13 protein-coding genes are annotated in these 16,119 nt (G+C 75.7%); 6 read left to right on the top strand and 7 right to left on the bottom strand.

Going from position 1 to position 16,119, the window contains the following annotated elements; translation table 11 throughout:
* Nucleotides 1-8: 8 nt before the first annotated feature.
* Entirely contained in the window at nucleotides 9-1,280 is a 1,272-nt protein-coding gene (locus IE248_RS28110; RefSeq protein ID WP_073797560.1) for a streptophobe family protein, read from the bottom strand.
* Between the two features lie 121 nt (nucleotides 1,281-1,401).
* Between IE248_RS28110 and IE248_RS28105 the strand changes: the two genes are divergently transcribed.
* Both IE248_RS28105 and IE248_RS28100 read left to right on the top strand, forming a co-directional pair.
* On the top strand, nucleotides 1,402-2,883 hold the full coding sequence (locus IE248_RS28105; RefSeq protein WP_373301648.1) for a DUF6777 domain-containing protein: 1,482 nt from the start codon (nucleotides 1,402-1,404) through the stop codon (nucleotides 2,881-2,883).
* Between the two features lie 140 nt (nucleotides 2,884-3,023).
* The gene (locus IE248_RS28100; RefSeq protein WP_073797562.1) at nucleotides 3,024-5,087 is read left to right on the top strand and encodes a SpoIIE family protein phosphatase; all 2,064 of its coding nucleotides are present in this window, start codon (nucleotides 3,024-3,026) and stop codon (nucleotides 5,085-5,087) included.
* Nucleotides 5,088-5,111: 24 nt separating this feature from the next.
* On the opposite strand, the gene IE248_RS28095 is transcribed toward IE248_RS28100, so the two are convergent.
* On the bottom strand, nucleotides 5,112-5,990 hold the full coding sequence (locus tag IE248_RS28095; protein ID WP_190032057.1) for a DUF4328 domain-containing protein: 879 nt from the start codon (nucleotides 5,988-5,990) through the stop codon (nucleotides 5,112-5,114).
* A gap of 198 nt (nucleotides 5,991-6,188) precedes the next feature.
* On the opposite strand from IE248_RS28095, the gene IE248_RS28090 reads away from it, so the two are divergent.
* Nucleotides 6,189-8,873: a phosphodiester glycosidase family protein gene (locus tag IE248_RS28090; RefSeq protein ID WP_190032056.1), complete on the top strand. Its 2,685-nt coding sequence runs from the start codon at nucleotides 6,189-6,191 to the stop codon at nucleotides 8,871-8,873.
* 26 nt (nucleotides 8,874-8,899) lie between these two features.
* Here the strand turns inward: IE248_RS28090 and IE248_RS28085 are convergent, their stop codons facing one another.
* The 3 genes from IE248_RS28085 to IE248_RS28075 form a co-directional block, all read right to left on the bottom strand.
* Nucleotides 8,900-10,885: an ABC transporter permease gene (locus IE248_RS28085; protein WP_190032055.1), complete on the bottom strand. Its 1,986-nt coding sequence runs from the start codon at nucleotides 10,883-10,885 to the stop codon at nucleotides 8,900-8,902.
* A gap of 145 nt (nucleotides 10,886-11,030) precedes the next feature.
* Complete coding sequence (gene modA, locus IE248_RS28080; protein ID WP_073797565.1) at nucleotides 11,031-11,849, bottom strand: molybdate ABC transporter substrate-binding protein; 819 nt, start codon at nucleotides 11,847-11,849, stop codon at nucleotides 11,031-11,033.
* A 175-nt stretch (nucleotides 11,850-12,024) separates the two neighbouring features.
* Entirely contained in the window at nucleotides 12,025-12,420 is a 396-nt protein-coding gene (locus IE248_RS28075; protein ID WP_008742269.1) for a TOBE domain-containing protein, read from the bottom strand.
* A gap of 134 nt (nucleotides 12,421-12,554) precedes the next feature.
* Here IE248_RS28075 and IE248_RS28070 point away from each other — a divergent pair, with 134 nt between their 5' ends.
* Entirely contained in the window at nucleotides 12,555-12,950 is a 396-nt protein-coding gene (locus tag IE248_RS28070) for an RNA-binding S4 domain-containing protein (RefSeq protein WP_008742270.1), read from the top strand.
* 420 nt (nucleotides 12,951-13,370) lie between these two features.
* Here IE248_RS28070 and IE248_RS28065 read toward each other — a convergent pair whose 3' ends face one another.
* Both IE248_RS28065 and dhaL read right to left on the bottom strand, forming a co-directional pair.
* Complete coding sequence (locus tag IE248_RS28065) at nucleotides 13,371-13,781, bottom strand: PTS sugar transporter subunit IIA domain-containing protein (protein ID WP_190032054.1); 411 nt, start codon at nucleotides 13,779-13,781, stop codon at nucleotides 13,371-13,373.
* Nucleotides 13,778-14,374, bottom strand: a complete 597-nt coding sequence (gene dhaL / locus IE248_RS28060; protein WP_190032053.1) for a dihydroxyacetone kinase subunit DhaL — start codon at nucleotides 14,372-14,374, stop codon at nucleotides 13,778-13,780. Before dhaL ends, IE248_RS28065 begins: the two co-directional genes overlap by 4 nt.
* A 334-nt stretch (nucleotides 14,375-14,708) precedes the next feature.
* On the opposite strand from dhaL, the gene IE248_RS28055 reads away from it, so the two are divergent.
* Together IE248_RS28055 and IE248_RS28050 are read left to right on the top strand one after the other, a co-directional pair.
* Nucleotides 14,709-15,353, top strand: coding sequence for a DUF4360 domain-containing protein (locus IE248_RS28055; protein ID WP_008742274.1), 645 nt, complete (start codon nucleotides 14,709-14,711; stop codon nucleotides 15,351-15,353).
* Between the two features lie 47 nt (nucleotides 15,354-15,400).
* On the top strand, nucleotides 15,401-16,078 hold the full coding sequence (locus tag IE248_RS28050; protein ID WP_100584030.1) for a DUF4360 domain-containing protein: 678 nt from the start codon (nucleotides 15,401-15,403) through the stop codon (nucleotides 16,076-16,078).
* The last annotated feature ends 41 nt before the right edge of the window (nucleotides 16,079-16,119 follow it).

Raw genomic sequence — 16,119 nt, 5'->3', positions numbered from 1 at the left:
CCGGCGGGTCAGCCCACGCGGCCCCGGCGGTGGACCGGGCGAGCCAGGAGCGCGCCGAGGAAGCCCGCGAGGGCGCCCCAGAGCAGGGCCAGGCCCACCGTGCGCCAGAGCACCGCCGTCAGCCGGACCTCGCCGCCCAGGCCGGTCACGTCGCCCAGGCCCAGCACGGACAGTCCGAACTGGGCCTGGACCCGCCCCAGCAGGCACACGGTCAGGGTCGCCACGGCCAGTGCCGCGCCCAAGTGGACGGCGTGCTGCCACGGGCGGACGGAGGCGGGGGACCGGGCGGCCGCCAGGAAGCCGGTGCCCAGCAGCAGGACGGCCGCGATCACCACCAGCCACCACGCCCGGGCGTCCTGCTCGGCGAGGGAGCCCACGTCCACCGTGGACAGCTCCGGGCCCCGCAGCACCTCGTCCAGCAGCTGCGGCATCGGCAGCCCGAACGGCCCCTCGACCTTGCCCTGCCACGCCCCGCCGAAGCCCAGCGTGAACGCGAGCCAGGCCAGGTTCGGCAGGCCGAGCAGGATCACCGCCAGCGTCCGCGCCGTATGCCCCTGGGTCGCGGCCACCACCAGGCCGACCGCGACGCCGAGGACCACGTACGCGAGGAGCAGGACGACGGTGGCGTGCGCGACCGGCCGTACCGCCGCGTGGAAGCGGACCAGACGCGCCGGCAGCGGCGCGCGGCGGGAGACCAGCAGGGAGATCACCAGCAGCCCCAGGATCCACAGCAGTCCGAAGAACACCGTGGCGGGCAGCGCGGCCCGGAAACCCACCGTCGGGCCCGCATCGAGGAGTTCGCCGATCCGGCCGAGCGGGGAGTCGCCGGTCGACACGCCGAACGTCTTGCGGGCGAAGAGCGCGGCCCCGGTCAGCGCGAGCAGCCACAGCAGCACCAGCGGCCCGGCCCGGGCCAGCAGTTCGCGCGGCCCGGCCACCGCCCGGTTGTGCAGCGGCCGCAGGAAGAGGGACCCGGCCGTGAGCGCGCCGCCCAGGCTCACCGACAGCGGCAGTACGGACAGGCTCGCGTCGGCCCCGGCCAGGAACCCGGCCCCGCCGGACACCTCCATCGAGCCGCCCGCCGCCATCACCACGACGGCCGCCACCACCCGGGGGAACGCGCCGTCGGGGAGCCCGGCCGCACCCGCGTACGCCAGCCCCGCCGAGGCGAGGGCGATCATCACCACGAAGCCCGCGACGACCGCGACGAGGGCGTCCCGCCAAGCCCTCGCGGAGCCCCCGGAAGTCTCCGGGCGCCGCCCGGACCGTGCCGTGCTCACCCCGCCACCGTAGGCACCCCCGGCTTGCGGCCACCACCGGAACGACGCACACAATGGTCCGCAGGAGTGTCAGGAATACGGATGTTCCCGCCCATCGGGTCGGGAAGAAGGGCCCGTGACCATGGAACCCTCCGGCCAAGAGCCGCCACGGCGGACATCGCCGTCGCACTCGTCGCAGCCGCGGTCCGAACGGCCCACCACGGCTCCCACGGGCCCTCCCTCCGGTCCGCTCTCGGGTGGCCAGGGAGCCGGTCAGAGCGCCGGTCAGGGAGTCCCGCCTCCGCCTCCGCCGCCCGCGCCTCCAGGGGGGCCGCCCGGTTCTCCGGGACCGTCCGGAACTCCGGAGGAGCCGGGCGGCAGGCCCTGGTGGCGGTCCGGACCCCGGCTCGCGACCGTGCTCGTCGCGCTGGCCGCCGTCGTGGCCCTCGTCGTGGTCCTGACCCGGCCGAGCGGCAAGGGCGACGGCGGCGACACCGCGCGCGGCGAGGTGTTCCTCCAGCCCGCCGCCGCGACCGGCCCCGACCCGTTCACCGAGTCCACGGCGGCCAAGGGCGTCGCACCGCCACCGCAGACCCCGCCGCCCGAGGGCTTGGGCACGCCGACGGCCGCGCGCGAGACCGGGGCGACGGTCACCCGCAGCGTCAGCGGGGACGCGGCCGGGGTGTTCGGGGGCACCAGGGACATAGCCAGCTGCGACGTGGAGAAGCAGATCACCGTGCTGTCCGCCCAGCCCTCCAAGAACGGCGCCTTCGCGCAGGCCCTCGGCATCCGGCCGGAGACCGTACCGGGCTACCTGCGCTCCCTCACCCCGGTCCAGCTGGCGCTCGACACCCGGGTCACGAACCACGGCTACCGCAGCGGCAAGGGCACCGAGTACCAGGCCGTCCTCCAGGCCGGCACCGCCGTCATGGTGGACGACCGGGGCGTGCCGCGGGTGCGCTGCGCGTGCGGGAACCCGCTCGGGCCGCCGGTGCCGCTGACGGCGAACCCGGAGCGGCACGGCCGGCCGTGGAGCTCGTACCAGCCGGCGAAGGCGGTCGCCATCGCGCCGGCCGCGAAGACCGTGGACAAGTTCGTGATCTACGACCACCGCTCGAAGCAGTGGTACGAGCGCGGCCGGGGCTTCCGCGAGAACGCCCAGCACGACAAGCCCGTGCCACCGCCGCGGGTGGTGCCGAAGCCGCCGTGGCCGCCCGGTACGCCGACCCGTACCTGGAACCCGGGGGACAAGACCTCGCAGCCGCCCCCGCCGCAGCCGCGGACGAGCCCGCCGACGAAGGCTCCACGCACCGGGGAACCGCCGTCGGGGAAGACCTCCTCCGAGGGAACGCCGAGCCGCTCGCCGGACGGCGGGCCCCGCTCCGAGCCGCCCCCGCCGCCGTCCTCGCCGCCCTCTTCGCCTCCGCCGCCGTCCTCGGCCCCGCCGCCGTCCTCGCCCGCGGCTCCGCCGCCGCCTCCGCCGAGCAGCGCGTCCGCCCCGGTGAGCCCGGTGAGCCCCGTGAGCCCGGTGAGTCCGGCGGCCTCGCAGCCGCAGACCCCTCCGAAGAGCGCGGCCGCGCAGGAGGAACCTCCGTCCCTTCCGGAGGCCGACCCGACCGACTAGGTGCCCCGTACGGACGAACGCGTACGCCCTCGTTGCCCGGGGGGCCGGGCGGGGCCGCGGCCCCGCCGTGGCCAGGAGCCCGTGCCCGGCCCGAGGCGATCGGCGTGCCGGGGGTGGGGGTTCGGTGAGACCCTTGCTGCATGGCCGACTGGGGAGAAACCCCCGAGGTCGACTGGCCCGCGAGGCCCGATACGAGCCTCGCGCTCAACCGCCTCGGCACCTTCGACTGGGACCTCGACAGCGGGCAGATGCATCTGGACGACACCGCTCTCGAGGTCCTCGACCTGCGCCCGGACGAGTTCTCCGGGACCGCCTCCGGCCTCGGTCCCCGGATCGCGCCCGGCGAAGGGGCCCGGCTCGACGCCCGCGTCGCGCAGGCGCTCAAGGACGGCCGCAGCCACTACGGGGCGTACTTCCGCAGCCGCCTCCGCGACGGCACCCCCACCTGGACCCACATCCAGGGCCACATCCTGCGGGGCCCGGACGGCCGCCCGTACCGGATCATCGGGATCGTCCGCGACGCCGCCCACGACCCCGCCGAGCCCGGCGCCGGCGGCGAGGAGGCGGAGGGGCGGCGCCGGATGACCGGGGTCGTCGAGCGGACCGCCGCGATCCTCGCCCACGCCCGCACCGTCAGCGACGTCACCGACACCCTCAAGGACCCCGGGGCACTCGGCCACCTCGGTGCCATCAGCGTCATGCTCGGCATCGTCGACGGCGCCCGGGTCCACCTGGTCGCCGAGGGCCAGCTCGGTTCGTACGTCCCGGAGATCGAGTACACCCGGATCGACGCGGCCTTCCCGATGAGCGAGGCCGTACGGACCATGCAGGCCGTCTACCTCGCCTCGCGCGAGGAGTTCCAGCTGCGCTACCCGCAGCTGTGGCCGTACATCGAGCCGCTCTCCGTACGCAGCGGCGTCTACCTGCCCCTGATCGCCCAGGGCCGGCCCGTCGGCGCGCTCGGGCTGCTCTACGCCCGCGAGGGCGACTTCACCGCCGAGGAACGGAACCTGCTGGTGGCGCTCGGCAGCGGCATCGCGCAGAGCCTCCAGCGGGCCATGCTGTTCGAGCAGGAGCACGACCTCGCCGAGGGCCTCCAGCGGGCGATGCTGCCCCGCCGGATCCCGGAGATCCCGGGCGCGCTGATCGCCGTCCGGTACCGGGCCGCCCGGATGGGGCGGGACATCGGCGGCGACTGGTACGACGTGATCCCGCTCGGCGACGGCCGCGTCGGGGTGATGATCGGCGACGTGGAGGGCCACGACACGGACGCCACCGCCGTCATGGGCCAGCTCCGCATCGCCCTGCGCGCGTACGTCGCCGAGGGCCACACCCCCGGGACGGCCATGGCGCGGGCCGCCGGCTTCCTGCGCGAGCTGGAGACGGAACGGTTCGCCACCTGCACCTACGCGGAGATCGACCTGGGCACCGGCATGCTGCACATCGTCCGCGCCGGTCATCTCGACCCGGTGGTCCGCCGTGGCGACGGCAGCTGCCACCGCATCCAGGTGGCGGGCGGACTGCCGCTCGGGCTGCCGCAGGGCGAGCAGTCGGTGGGCGGCTCCGGATACCCCGTCACCAGCCTCGAAATGCACCCCGGCGACACCCTGGTGCTCTGCACGGACGGCCTCATCGAACGCCCCGGCGGCGACCCCGAGACGGGCATGCGCGAGCTCATGGAGTCGGTGCGGACCGGGCCGGTCGACGTCGAGGAACTCGCCGACCTGCTCTGCGACATGGTCGGGGACGCCGGTGGCGGCGACGACATGGCCCTGCTCCTGCTGCGCCGCCGAGGCACCCCCGCCCCGCGCGGCGGCGGCCCGCTGCGCGTGCGGCTCAGCCCCGGGGATCCGGACGGCCCCGCGATGGCCCGCCACCTGATCCGGGCGGCGGTGGCCGCGTGGGGCGCGCGGGAACAGGCGGACGAGGTGGTGCTGGCGGCGGACGAGCTGATGACCAACGCCCTCGTGCACACCGACGGAGGGGCCCAGATCAGCCTGCGGCTGACCGCGGACGGCCGGATCCGGATCGAGGTCGAGGACGGGAGCAGCGCGCTGCCGCAGCGCCGGGAGGCGGGGGACTGGGCGGTCTCGGGGCGAGGCCTGCTGCTCGTGGACCGGCTCGCGGTCGCCTGGGGCGTGGAGCCGCGCGGCGGCGGCAAGTCCGTCTGGTGCGAGTTCGCCGTCCCCGCGCCCCCGGCCTGACCGAACCCCCGCCGCACGGCCGCGTCAGGCGGCGGCGTACGGGCCGTGCGCGGCCTTGGCGCTCTGCAGGGCCGTCAGCTTGCGGACGAAGAGGACGGCGAGCACGGCGGCGGCTACGGTGAGCAGGCCGCTGACGGCGCCCACCACGGCGGCGCCGCGCAGCTGTTCCGGCGTATCGGCCGCGGAGTACAGGACGCTGAAGACGCTGTCGGTGAGCTGCGAGCCGGCGAACGCCAGCCACCAGGCCGTCACGGGCGCCGAGGAGACCTTGCGGAACGAGCCGTCAGGCGCGAGCTGGGTGCTGGCGGTCCAGGTCTGCCGCGCGATCGTGAACGGCATCACGAGGTTGGCCAGCGGGACGAACCAGGCACCGATGGCCCAGCCCGGGGCGAGGGTGAAGGCGTCGGGGCGGAAGACCTGGCCGTTCTGGCGGACGCGGTGGAACCACATGACGAAGACGATCGCCGTGGCGATCCAGAGCATGCCCTGGAGGCCGTCGGCGACGGCGGTGACGTTGTCGACGCGGGCGAGCGCGATGTCCTTGACCTTGAGCGGGTCCTTGACCAGGCCGTCCATGAGCGACCACAGGTAGACCCGGATGCCGGTCAGGAGCAGGGCGGCCACGCCGGCTATCGAGAGCAGTACGGTCAGGGCCGTCGCCAGGCCGTGCGGCGAGCGGAGCATGATGCCCGGGGACGGCGGCGCCGGATACGGATACGGGTGCGGGTACGGGTACGCCGGCTGGCCCGGGTACGGCGGCTGGCCAGGGTACGCCGGCTGCGCCGGGTACGCGTGCTGGGGGTACGGCTGCGCCTGCGGCGGTACCGGAGGCATCGGCGGCACGGCGGACGGCGGCTGGTCCGGGGTGTTGGGCGGCGGTGAGCCGGGCGCGCTGAAGGACATGACGGTACCCCCCACGGGAACATGTGACATGCGAGCGGATCCCGCCGACGTGCGGGTCCCGCTGAACATATGTCAGCCCGTCACCCGGCGTCCAAACAGATCCGCGCCCCCGCCGTGGCGCGGGGGCGAATGGCTGAACCCCCAGGTCGCCGGCCGGTCGCGGCCCGGGCGCCGCACGGGCCGGGGGATCCTGCCGGGGTGCCGACTCCGCGTCCGCTGCTGCCCGTCCTGCTCGCCTGGGCCCTGGCCCTCTCGTCCCCCGCGGCCGCGGCCGCCGCCGATGACACCGGCATCGAAACCGCCCGCACCGCCCGGCAGATCGCCCCCGGGGTCCGCCTGGAGTCGTACGACCGGCTGGAGAGCGACCGCTGGCTCCGCATCGACGAACTCGTCGTCGACACCGCCGGGGGCACCGGTGGCGTACGGGTCGAATACCTGGGCGGCGACGGCCCCGAGACCGTCGCCGAGGCCGCCGCCCGCCACCGCGCCGGGCCCGGGCGGCGCGTGCTCGGCGCCGTGAACGGGGACTTCTTCGACATCCGGGGCAGCGGCGCCCCGCTCGGCCCCGGCCTGCGCGACGGCCGGCTGCTGCACTCCCCGGCCCCCGGGAGCGCCTCCGCCCCTGCCGTCGGCTTCGGCCCCGACGGCAGGGGCCGGATCCTGCGCCTCGGCCTCGCCGGGAGCGTCACCCTGCCCGGCGGCCGGGTCCGCCCGCTGGCCGGGTTCAACGCCGCCCGGCCGCCCGCGGAGGGCTTCGCCGCGTACACGGCGGACTGGCCGGGCGCCGCGCTCCCGGCCCCGGGCGGCCCGGCCGTCGAGCTGCGCGGCGGCCGGGTCGCCGCCCCGCCGGTACGGGAACCCGCGCGGCGCGCCCGCCCCGCGCCCGGCACCACCCTGCTGCTCGCGCGCGGCGCCACCGCCACCGCCGAACTCGCCGCGCTGCGGCCCGGGGACGCCGTGGCCGTCGCGGCCCGCCCGGTCACCGGGGCCGGGCCGGTCCCGTGGGCGGCCGTCGGCGGGCGCGAGGCCCTCGTCGTGGCCGGGGTCCCGCAGGACCACGACGGCGAACCGAACGACACCGCCGCGCCCCGCACCGCCGTCGGCTTCTCCCGCGACGGGCGGCAGGTCCGGCTCGTCGCCGTGGACGGCCGCCAGCGCGACAGCGGCGGCCTCACCCTGACCGGGCTCGGCCGGATGATGCACCGGCTCGGCGCCTACGAGGCCCTCAACCTGGACGGCGGCGGCTCGACGACCCTGCTCGCCGGAGCCGCCGGGGCGACGGCCCCGACGCTGGAGAACACCCCGTCGGACGGGACGCCCCGGCCGGTGCCGAACGGCCTGGTCCTCACCGCCCCGGCCGGATCGGGGCGGCTCGCGGGCTACCGGGTCGAGCCCCTGGGCGGCGTCGGCCCGGACTTCGGCCGGGTGCTGCGCGGCCTCACCCGTACCCTCACCGCCACCGGCCACGACGCCGCGCTCGGCCCGGCCCCGGGGGCGCCCTCCTGGTCCGCGGCGGGCGGCGGAAGCGTCGACCCGGCCGGGGTGTTCCACGCCCTGCGCCCTGGCAGCGCGACGGCGTACGCCCGGCGCGCGGGAGTGGAGGGCGCGCTCCCCCTCGATGTACTCGGCCCGCCGGTCCGGCTGCGGCCGACGCGCGACCGGATCGGCCTCGCGGAGCGGGGCGAGAGCGCCGGGTTCGGGCTCGTCGGATACGACGCCCAGGGCGCGGCCGCGGCCGTCGAACCCCGCGACGTGACCCTGCGGTTCGACCGCTCCCGCTGGAACGTCACCGGCGACGGCCGGGGCGGCTTCACCGTCTCCGCCCGAACGGCACGGGCCACCGGGATGCTGCGCGCTACCGTCAACGCCACCGGCGCGAGCGCCGAACTGGCCCTCGGGGTCGGCCTGGAGGCGCTGCCGGTGGCCGCCCTGGAGGACGCCGAGCGGTGGACCGGCCCGGGCGCGGCCGCGGCGGAGGGCCGTGCCGGCCGGGGACTGGCCCTCTCCGTACCCGCCCCGGCCCCGGCCCCGGCCCCGCTTCCCGGCTCCGCCGCCTCCGCCGCGCCGCCCCGGCCGGTTCCGCTGCCGGAACTGGCCCGGTCGGTCTCGCTCTGGGTGGCCGGGGACGGCTCGGGCGCCCGGCCCGACGTACGGCTGGCCGATGCCGGCGGAGCCGCCCTCACCCTGCGCGGGCCCGCCGCGGACTGGACCGGCTGGCGCCGGATCACCCTCCCGCTGCCGCCCCTGCCGGAGCGGCCGTTGACCCTGACCGGGCTCTCGGCCTCCGGCGCGCGCGGCCGGCTGGTGCTGGACGCCGTCGCCGCCGAGACCCCGCCCACCGGCCCGGCCCCCGCGTACCGGACCCGCCCGGACCCGGTCGTGGCCGGCGCCGCCGGGGTGCGGGCCCGGCCCTGGAGGTTCGCGGTCGGCCCGGCCGTCCCGGCGTCCGCCCGGAACCCGGACGCCGACTTCGTGTTCACCGGTGCCATGGAGCGTCCGGCGTTCACGCACCGGGGCGTACGGTTCCTCCCGCTCGACACCGGCCGCGCCACCCTGGACGGCGGTGGCCTCGGCCGGATGCGGAGCCTGCGCGCGGCCCTGGCGGCCGCCGCCCGGGAGCCGGGCACGGGCGCGCTGGCCGTCGTACGGCAGTACGCGCCGCGCGCCGTGGACCGCAAGGAAGCGGCCCTGCTGACGCGGTACCTCGGGGAGTTCCGGCGCACCACCGGGAAACGGGCCGCCGTCATCACCGTCGGCGCGCCCCGGTTCACGGCCGGCCGCTCCGAGGGAGTGCTGGAGGTCTCGGCCCGGCGCGGCGGCCGGACCCTCTTCGGGGCCGACGCCTTCGCCGCGGGCGACTGGCTCTCCGTACGGCCCGGCTGACCGGCGCCGCCCCGGCCCGACAGGCCCTAGAGGCGTACGAGGGTGATCTCGGTCGCCTTCACGCTGGTCCACACGCGCACCCCGTCCGCCAGGCCCAGTTCGGCGGCGGCGTCCGGGGTGATCTCCGCGACCAGGTCGGGCGCCTCGGCCGAGCCGATCAGCACCCGCAGCCTGCTGCCGAGCGCCGTGATCTCCCGTACGGTGCCGGGCCAGACGTTGCGCGGGCTGCCCGCCGGGCGCTCGCGGTGTACGGAGACCGCCTCGGGCGCGATGATCGCGAGGGCCGGCACCCCGTCGGGCAGTTCCTCGGCGAGCACCAGACGGCCCCCGGAGGCCAGTGCGAGCCCGCCTTCCGAGGCGGTGCCCTGCCAGGCGTTGCGGCCGAGCATCCGGGCGACCCAGGGGGAGCGCGGGTGGCGGGTGACCTCGACGGGCGGGGCGTCCTGGAGGGTCTGCCCGTCGGCCAGTACGAGGACCCGGTCGGCGAGCGAAACGGCCTCGACGGGGTCGTGGGTGACGATGAGGCAGACGCCGCCGAACTCGGCGAGGTGGGTGCGCAGGGTGTGCCGCACACGGGCCCGGGTGGTCTGGTCGAGGGCGGCGAGGGGCTCGTCCAGGAGCAGCAGCCGGGGCCGGGCGGCGAGGGCGCGGGCCAGGGCGACGCGCTGCGCCTGGCCTCCGGAGAGCTGGGCGGGCTTGCGGTGGGCGAGGTGGCCGACGCCGAGCCGGTCCAGCCAGGCCTGGGCCCGCGCGCGGGCCTCGGCGCGCGGGACCCGGCGGGCGCGCAGCCCGTACGCGGTGTTGGCGAGCGCGCTCAGGTGCGGGAACAGGGCGCCGTCCTGCGGGACCCAGGCCACCTGCCGCTTGTGCGGGGGCAGCGCGGTGACGTCGGTGTCACCGAGCCGCAGTTCGGCGTGGGCGCGCGGGGTGAGGCCGAGCAGGGCCCGCAGCAGGGTGGTCTTCCCGGCGCCGTTCTCCCCGACGACGGCGATCGTCGTACCCGGCTCGGCGTCGAGGGTGAGCCGGTTGAAGCCGGTGACGGTGGCGTGCAGCGGCCAGCGGCCGCCGTCACGCGGCGCCGCCCCGGACGCGTCGGGGGCCGTCGGCTCGGCGGGCTCGGCCGGCTCGGCGGGCTTGGCGGGCGCGGAGGGCTCGGCCGCGGCGGTCGGCGCGGGTTCCTCCGCCACCGGCGGGAGCTCGGCGGCCTTGCGGTCGGCGGGAGTTCCGGTCCAGCGGCCGCGCAGGGCGATCAGTACGCCCATCGCGACCGCGAGCAGCAGCAGCGATACGGAGGTCGCTGCCTCGGGCTGGTCCTGAAGCAGCAGGTAGACCTGGAGCGGGAGGGTCTGGGTGGTGCCGGGCAGGTTCCCGGCGAAGGTGATGGTCGCCCCGAACTCCCCGAGCGCGCGGGCCCAGGTGAGCGCCGCGCCGGCGATGAGGCCGGGGGCCACCATCGGCAGCGTCACGGTGAAGAACACGCGGACCGGCGAGGCGCCGAGGGAGGCCGCGGTCTCCTCGTAGCTCTGCTTGAGACCGCCGAGTGCGCCCTCCAGGCTGATGACGAGGAACGGCATTGCCACGAAGGTCGCCGCCACGACGGCGCCCGACGTGTGGAAGGGCAGTGTGATCCCGAACGTGCCCTCCAGCCAGGGCCCGAGCAGCCCGCGCCGGCCGAAGCCGAGCAGCAGCGCCACACCGCCGACGGTCGGCGGCAGCACCATCGGCAGCAGGACGAGCGAGCGGACGAGCGCCTTGCCCTTGAACGGGACACGGGCCAGCAGCCAGGCGAGCGGCACACCGAGGACGAGGGAGAGGCCGAGGGCCCACAGCGAGACGACCGCCGAGAGCCGCAGCGCCTCGACCACACCGGGGCTGGTCAGGTGCTCGCCGAGCTCGCTCCACTGGGTCCGGGTCAGGATCCCGATCAGCGGCAGCAGCAGGAACGCGACGGCGAGCAGCGCGGGGAGCGCAAGGGCCACGGGGGGCCGGGTACGGGTACGGAATCTGCTCATGTGGGGTTCCTGGCTGGGGGTGCGTTCCTGGCGGGGAAACCTGCGGCGACAGCCGGACGGTACACGCGCGGGGGGACCGCCCGTCCCCCCGGACCGGGCGGCCCCCCTCCACACGCTTACCGGATCGCGGTGCCGGTCGTGGCGGTTACGGCTTCTGGAAACCGGCGTCGGCGAGGATCTTCTGCGCCTCCGGGGTGCTCAGCCACGCCACGAACGCGGCCGCGGCCTCGGTGTTCTTGGACTGCTTGAGCGTGGCGGCCGGGTAGGAGGCCACGGCGTTCTGGGCGTCCGGGATGTCGACCGTGACGACCTTGTCGCCGGACTTGGCGGAGTCGGTCTTGTAGACGAGACCGGCGTCGGCCTCACCGAGCTCGACCTTGCTCAGCACGGCGCGCACGTTGGGCTCCTGGGAGACCGGCTTCACCTCGATCTTCTGGGCGTCGAGGATCTGCTTGCTGTAGCGGCCGACCGGCACCTCGGGCGCGGCGAGCACGACCTTGATCTTGCTGTCGGCCAGGTCCTTCAGCTCGTCGACCTTGAACGGGTTGCCCTTGGCGGTGGCGATGACCAGGCGGTTCTTGGCGATGACCGTCGGGTCGTTCACCTCGGTCTTCAGACCGTCCATCGTCTTGGTGTCGGCGGTGACCAGCGCGTCGGCGGGGGCGCCCTGCTTGACCTGGGCGGCGAGCTCCTGCGAACCGGCGAAGGAGAAGGTGACCTTGGTGCCCGGGTGGGCCTTCTCGTAGGCGGCGCCCGCCGTCTTGAAGACGTCGGTGAGGGAGGAGGCGGCGAGGACGGTGAGGTTCGCGGCCTTGGCCCCGCCGGAGGCGGACGCGGCGGCGCTCGGGGAGGCGGCGGCGTCGGTCTTCTTGTCCTCGCCGCCGCACGCGGCGAGGACGGGGACGAGCAGGGCGGCGGAGAGGGCGGCGACGGCGGCGCGGCGGCCGGTCAGGGTCGGGGACATGGGCTGGTGCTCCTCGGTCGGGGTCGGCGGCCGGCCGGATGCCGGGCCGCGCGGTGGTGACCCGCGCCGGTGACGGGCGGAGCGGGTGGAGACGCGGGGTGGTGCCGAGCGGTATCGCGGGCCGCGGAGCGCGGGCGCGGATCCGATATCCGGAATTCTGAATTCGGATTTCGGGTCAGGTGCGGTCGATGTGCACGCTGGTGGACTTCACGCGGGCGGTGGCCCGCATGCCGACCTCCAGCCCGAGCTCCTCGACGGCCTCACGGGTGAGCAGGGAGACCAGACGGTGGGGACCGGCCTGGATCTCGACCTGGGCGGCGACGTCACCGAGCTTGACGGCGGTGACGATGCCGGGGAAGGCGTTGCGGGCCGAGGTGTACGGCTCTCCGTCGTCGTTGTGGGCGCCCTGGCCCACCTCGACGGAGAAAGCGGCCAGGTCGCGGCCGTTGATCAAGCGCCGGCCGGCGTCGTCGCGATGGGTCACGACCCGGCCGGCGTCGGCCCAGCGGCGGGCGGTGTCCGGGCTGACGCCCAGCAGGCGCGCCGCCTGTCCGATGGTGTAGGACTGCATGTGCGACAAGGTAGGGGCACGTGTGCCGCATTTGCAATTCGATTGGGATAATCCACATGGCAGATGCGATGCGGATTGTCGAATCTGCCAAAACTCGTTCCGGTTCCGGGGGTCCGGCTCGCTAAAGTCGAGGCATGGCTGACGAATCAACAGGGACGGGATCGGAATCCGGTTCGGCGCGGGTGGACGCGTGGATCTGGTCGGTGCGCCTGACGAAGACGCGCGCGATCGCGGCGACCGCCTGCCGGGCGGGCCATGTGAGGGTCAACGGGGAACGCGCGAAGCCGGCGCAGTCGGTGCGGGCCGGGGACGAGGTCCGGCTGTACCACGCGGGGCGCGAGCGGATCGTGGTCGTGAAGCGGCCGGTGTCGAAGCGGGTGGGTCCGCCGGTGGCGGCCGAATGCCTGATCGACAACAGCCCGCCGCCGCCGACTCCCGTCGAGGCCGCGGTGGTCGGTACGCGCGACCGCGGGGCCGGGCGCCCGACCAAGCGCGAACGCCGCGAAATCGACTCCCTGCGAGCCCGCTAGCCGGGCCCCAGCGGGGCTGGGTTGGGGGCCGGCCACGTCTCGATGCCGAAGGCCGCGCGCGGCCTTCGCCCCGCCGCCCGCCAGAGCGAAGCCCGGCCCGCCCGGAGGCCGGACCCCGCTTCGCGGACGCCCGGGGCACGGCGGGCCCGGCTTCGCGGGCGTCCTGGGCGCGGCGGGCCGGCTTCACCCCGCCGGGGCGTAGCCCGGCCCCTCGCGGGGCGGCTCGCCCGGAGGTCGGACCCGGCTTAGCGGGCGCCCGGGCATGGCGGGCCGGGCTTCGCGGGCGCCCAGGCGCGGCGTACCGGGCTACGTGGGCGCCCGGGGCACGGCGTACCGGGCTTTGCGGACGCCCGGGGCCGGGTCAGGCCTTGCGGGCGCCGGGGCGCGGCGGGCCCGGCTTTGTGGGTGCTCGGGGCGGGGTCAGGACTTGCGGTAGTCGTAGGCTTCCGTGGCTGCGGCGGCGACCGCGTCGAGGGGGGCGCCGGTGGAGGCCGCGACGACCGCGGCCACCGCGCCCTCCAGGAACGGGGCGTCCACCAGGCGGGCGCCCTCCGGCAGTTCGCCCTCCACCAGCAGCGCCCTCACCGTCAGCACCGAACTGCCCAGGTCCACCAGCAGGACGACCCCGGCTCCCCGGTCCACCTCCCGCGCCGCCGCCACGACGCGGTCCGCGTTCGTGCCGAGGCCGCCGTCGGCGGTGCCGCCCGCCGCCGCGATCGGGGCCACCGCGCCCCCCGCCGCCAGGCCGGCGGCCAGCGCGGCCACCGACTCCGCCACCGCCGCGCTGTGCGACACCAGCACGATCCCGACCACCGCTGCCGCCGCCGTCATCCGGCCACCTCCGCCAGCGCGCCCAGCAGCAGGGCCGACGAGGTCGCCCCCGGGTCCTGGTGGCCGATGCTCCGTTCGCCCAGGTAGCTGGCACGGCCCTTGCGGGCCAGCATCGGCACCGTCGCCAGCGCGCCGTTCTCCGCCGCGTCCGCGGCGGCCCGGTACGAGGTGCTGAGCGCCGCCACCCCCGGTACCAGCGCGTCCAGCATCGTCTTGTCGCCCGGCGCCGCGCCGCCCAGCTGGGCCACCGCTCCCACGCCCGCGTACAGCGCCTGCCGCACCGCCTCGTCGGAGACCTCCGCGGCCTCGCCGAGTTCCTTGCCGGTGCGCCGCAGCAGCGTCCCGTACAGCGGTCCGGACGCCCCGCCGACCGTGGAGATCAGGGTCCGCCCCGCCAGCTGGAGCACCGCGCCCGGTGTCTGCGGCGGTTCCGCCTCCAGGGCCGCCCGTACCGCCGTGAACCCGCGCATCAGGTTGCTCCCGTGGTCGGCGTCGCCGATGGGGGAGTCGAGTTCGGTCAGCCGGTCCGCTTCCCGTTCCACGGCGGCCGCCGTGGCCGTCATCCAGCGTCGGAAGAAGTCTGTGTCACGCACCGGATCTCCTCGCCTCACATCGCCTGGCCGGTCTCACCCCACCCTACGGTCCGCGGGACGGCCTCGGCCGGAGGGCGGGCGGCGGCGCGATCGCGCCTTCGCTCCGGCCCCGGCGCGGACCGCCGGCGGGCCGGGCGGAGGCCGGGGGTCGGTTCGCCGCCGAGGCCCGGGCCGATAACGGCCGGGCCCGGCGGTTTTTGGAGCCTCGCGGAATTCGGCCAGCGGCGGCGGCCGGGAAGGTGTTGTCCATTTCGGACCCTTCCCGGCCGGACTTCATCCGTGGTGGCATGACCACGCCAAATTCAGGCCGGTCCGGATGAATGGAGAAACAGCGATGTTGCTGCGCAGGATCACCATCGGCGCGGCGGTCGCGGTGCTTTCCGCCGTCGCCCTGCCCGCCCAGGCCGAAACGGCCTACAACCCGCCCGGAAGAATCACCGTCGACGTGGTCGGGGTCAACGGATCGGGGTGCCCGCAGGGGACCGCGAGCGTGGCCACGGCCTCCGACAACACCGCGTTCACCGTCACGTACAGCGACTACCTGGCCCAGGCGGGCGCCGGCTCCGGCGGCACCGAGTTCCGCAAGAACTGCCAGCTCGCCCTCCAGGTCCACGTGCCCCAGGGGTTTACGTACGCCATCGCCCGCGCCGACTACCGCGGCTTCGCGCACCTCCAGCGCGGGGCCTTCGGCCAGGAGCGCGCCAACTACTACTTCCAGGGGATGGCTCAGTCGGCCCGCGTCAGCCACCAGTTCACCGGCCCGTACACCGACAACTGGCAGGCGAGCGACCAGACGGAGTACGCGGACCTGGTCTGGGCCCCCTGTGGCGAGGAGCGCAACCTCAACGTCAACACCGAACTCCGCGTCTACGCGGGGACTTCGAACCCGCAGGCCCTGAGCTTCATGAGCATGGACTCGACGGACGGCAGCGTCAGCACGGTCTACCACTTCGCGTGGAAGGAATGCCCCGCGGTCTGACGCGGTGCGAGCGCACGGACCCCGACTCATGGTCAGGAGCGACAACGATGTCCCATTCCCTGTCCCGCACCCTCCTCGCCGCCGCGGCGGCGGCCGTCCTGGCCGCCACGGCCGCGGCGCCGGCCGGAGCCGCCGGCCACCGGCCGCCCATCACGGTCCCGCCGGACAAGATCGTGATCGAACTCGCCACGGTGAACGGCTCCGGCTGCCGTGAGGGCACCGCCGAGGTCGCCGTCGCGCCGGACAACACCGCCTTCACCGTCACGTACAGCGAGTACCTCGCGCAGGTCGGCCCCGGCGCCCCGCCCACGGCCTTCCGCAAGAACTGCCAGCTCAATCTCCGCGTGCACGTCCCCTCGGGATTCACCTACGCGATCGTCCAGGCGGACTACCGGGGATTCGCATTTCTCCAGCCGGGGGCCTGGGGCCAGGAAAGGGCGAACTACTACTTCCAGGGAATGCCGCAGACCTCGCAGCGGACGCACCAGTTCACCGGACCGCTCAACGACAACTGGCAGACCTCCGACAAGACGGAATACGCCGATCTGGTCTGGGCGCCGTGCGGTGAGAAACGAAACTTCAACATCAATACCGAGCTGCGGGTGAATGCCGGCACCTCGAACCCGCAGGCCGTCACGAGCTTCATGGCGATGGACTCCACGGACGCCAGCGTCAGCACCCTCTACCACCTCGCCTGGCAGGTGTGTCCCGCCCCCCGCCCCTAGGGCGCCCGGCGGGCCCCGTTCGCGGCGGGCCCCGTTCGGCC

The organism is Streptomyces goshikiensis, assembly GCF_014650555.1.
Lineage (GTDB): Bacteria > Actinomycetota > Actinomycetes > Streptomycetales > Streptomycetaceae > Streptomyces > Streptomyces goshikiensis.
The sequence above is the reverse complement of the archived record's forward strand: the minus strand, read 5'-3'. Positions and strand labels throughout refer to the sequence as shown.

Excerpts from the sequence above, each read along its gene's own strand:
- IE248_RS28105 (WP_373301648.1), top strand. The coding sequence starts at position 1,402 with ATGGAACCCTCCGGCCAAGAGCCGCCACGGCGGACATCGCCGTCGCAC.
- IE248_RS28100 (WP_073797562.1), top strand. The coding sequence starts at position 3,024 with ATGGCCGACTGGGGAGAAACCCCCGAGGTCGACTGGCCCGCGAGGCCC.
- IE248_RS28095 (WP_190032057.1), bottom strand. The coding sequence starts at position 5,990 with ATGTCCTTCAGCGCGCCCGGCTCACCGCCGCCCAACACCCCGGACCAG.
- IE248_RS28085 (WP_190032055.1), bottom strand. The coding sequence starts at position 10,885 with ATGAGCAGATTCCGTACCCGTACCCGGCCCCCCGTGGCCCTTGCGCTC.
- modA (WP_073797565.1), bottom strand. The coding sequence starts at position 11,849 with ATGTCCCCGACCCTGACCGGCCGCCGCGCCGCCGTCGCCGCCCTCTCC.
- IE248_RS28075 (WP_008742269.1), bottom strand. The coding sequence starts at position 12,420 with ATGCAGTCCTACACCATCGGACAGGCGGCGCGCCTGCTGGGCGTCAGC.
- IE248_RS28070 (WP_008742270.1), top strand. The coding sequence starts at position 12,555 with ATGGCTGACGAATCAACAGGGACGGGATCGGAATCCGGTTCGGCGCGG.
- IE248_RS28065 (WP_190032054.1), bottom strand. The coding sequence starts at position 13,781 with ATGACGGCGGCGGCAGCGGTGGTCGGGATCGTGCTGGTGTCGCACAGC.
- IE248_RS28055 (WP_008742274.1), top strand. The coding sequence starts at position 14,709 with ATGTTGCTGCGCAGGATCACCATCGGCGCGGCGGTCGCGGTGCTTTCC.
- IE248_RS28050 (WP_100584030.1), top strand. The coding sequence starts at position 15,401 with ATGTCCCATTCCCTGTCCCGCACCCTCCTCGCCGCCGCGGCGGCGGCC.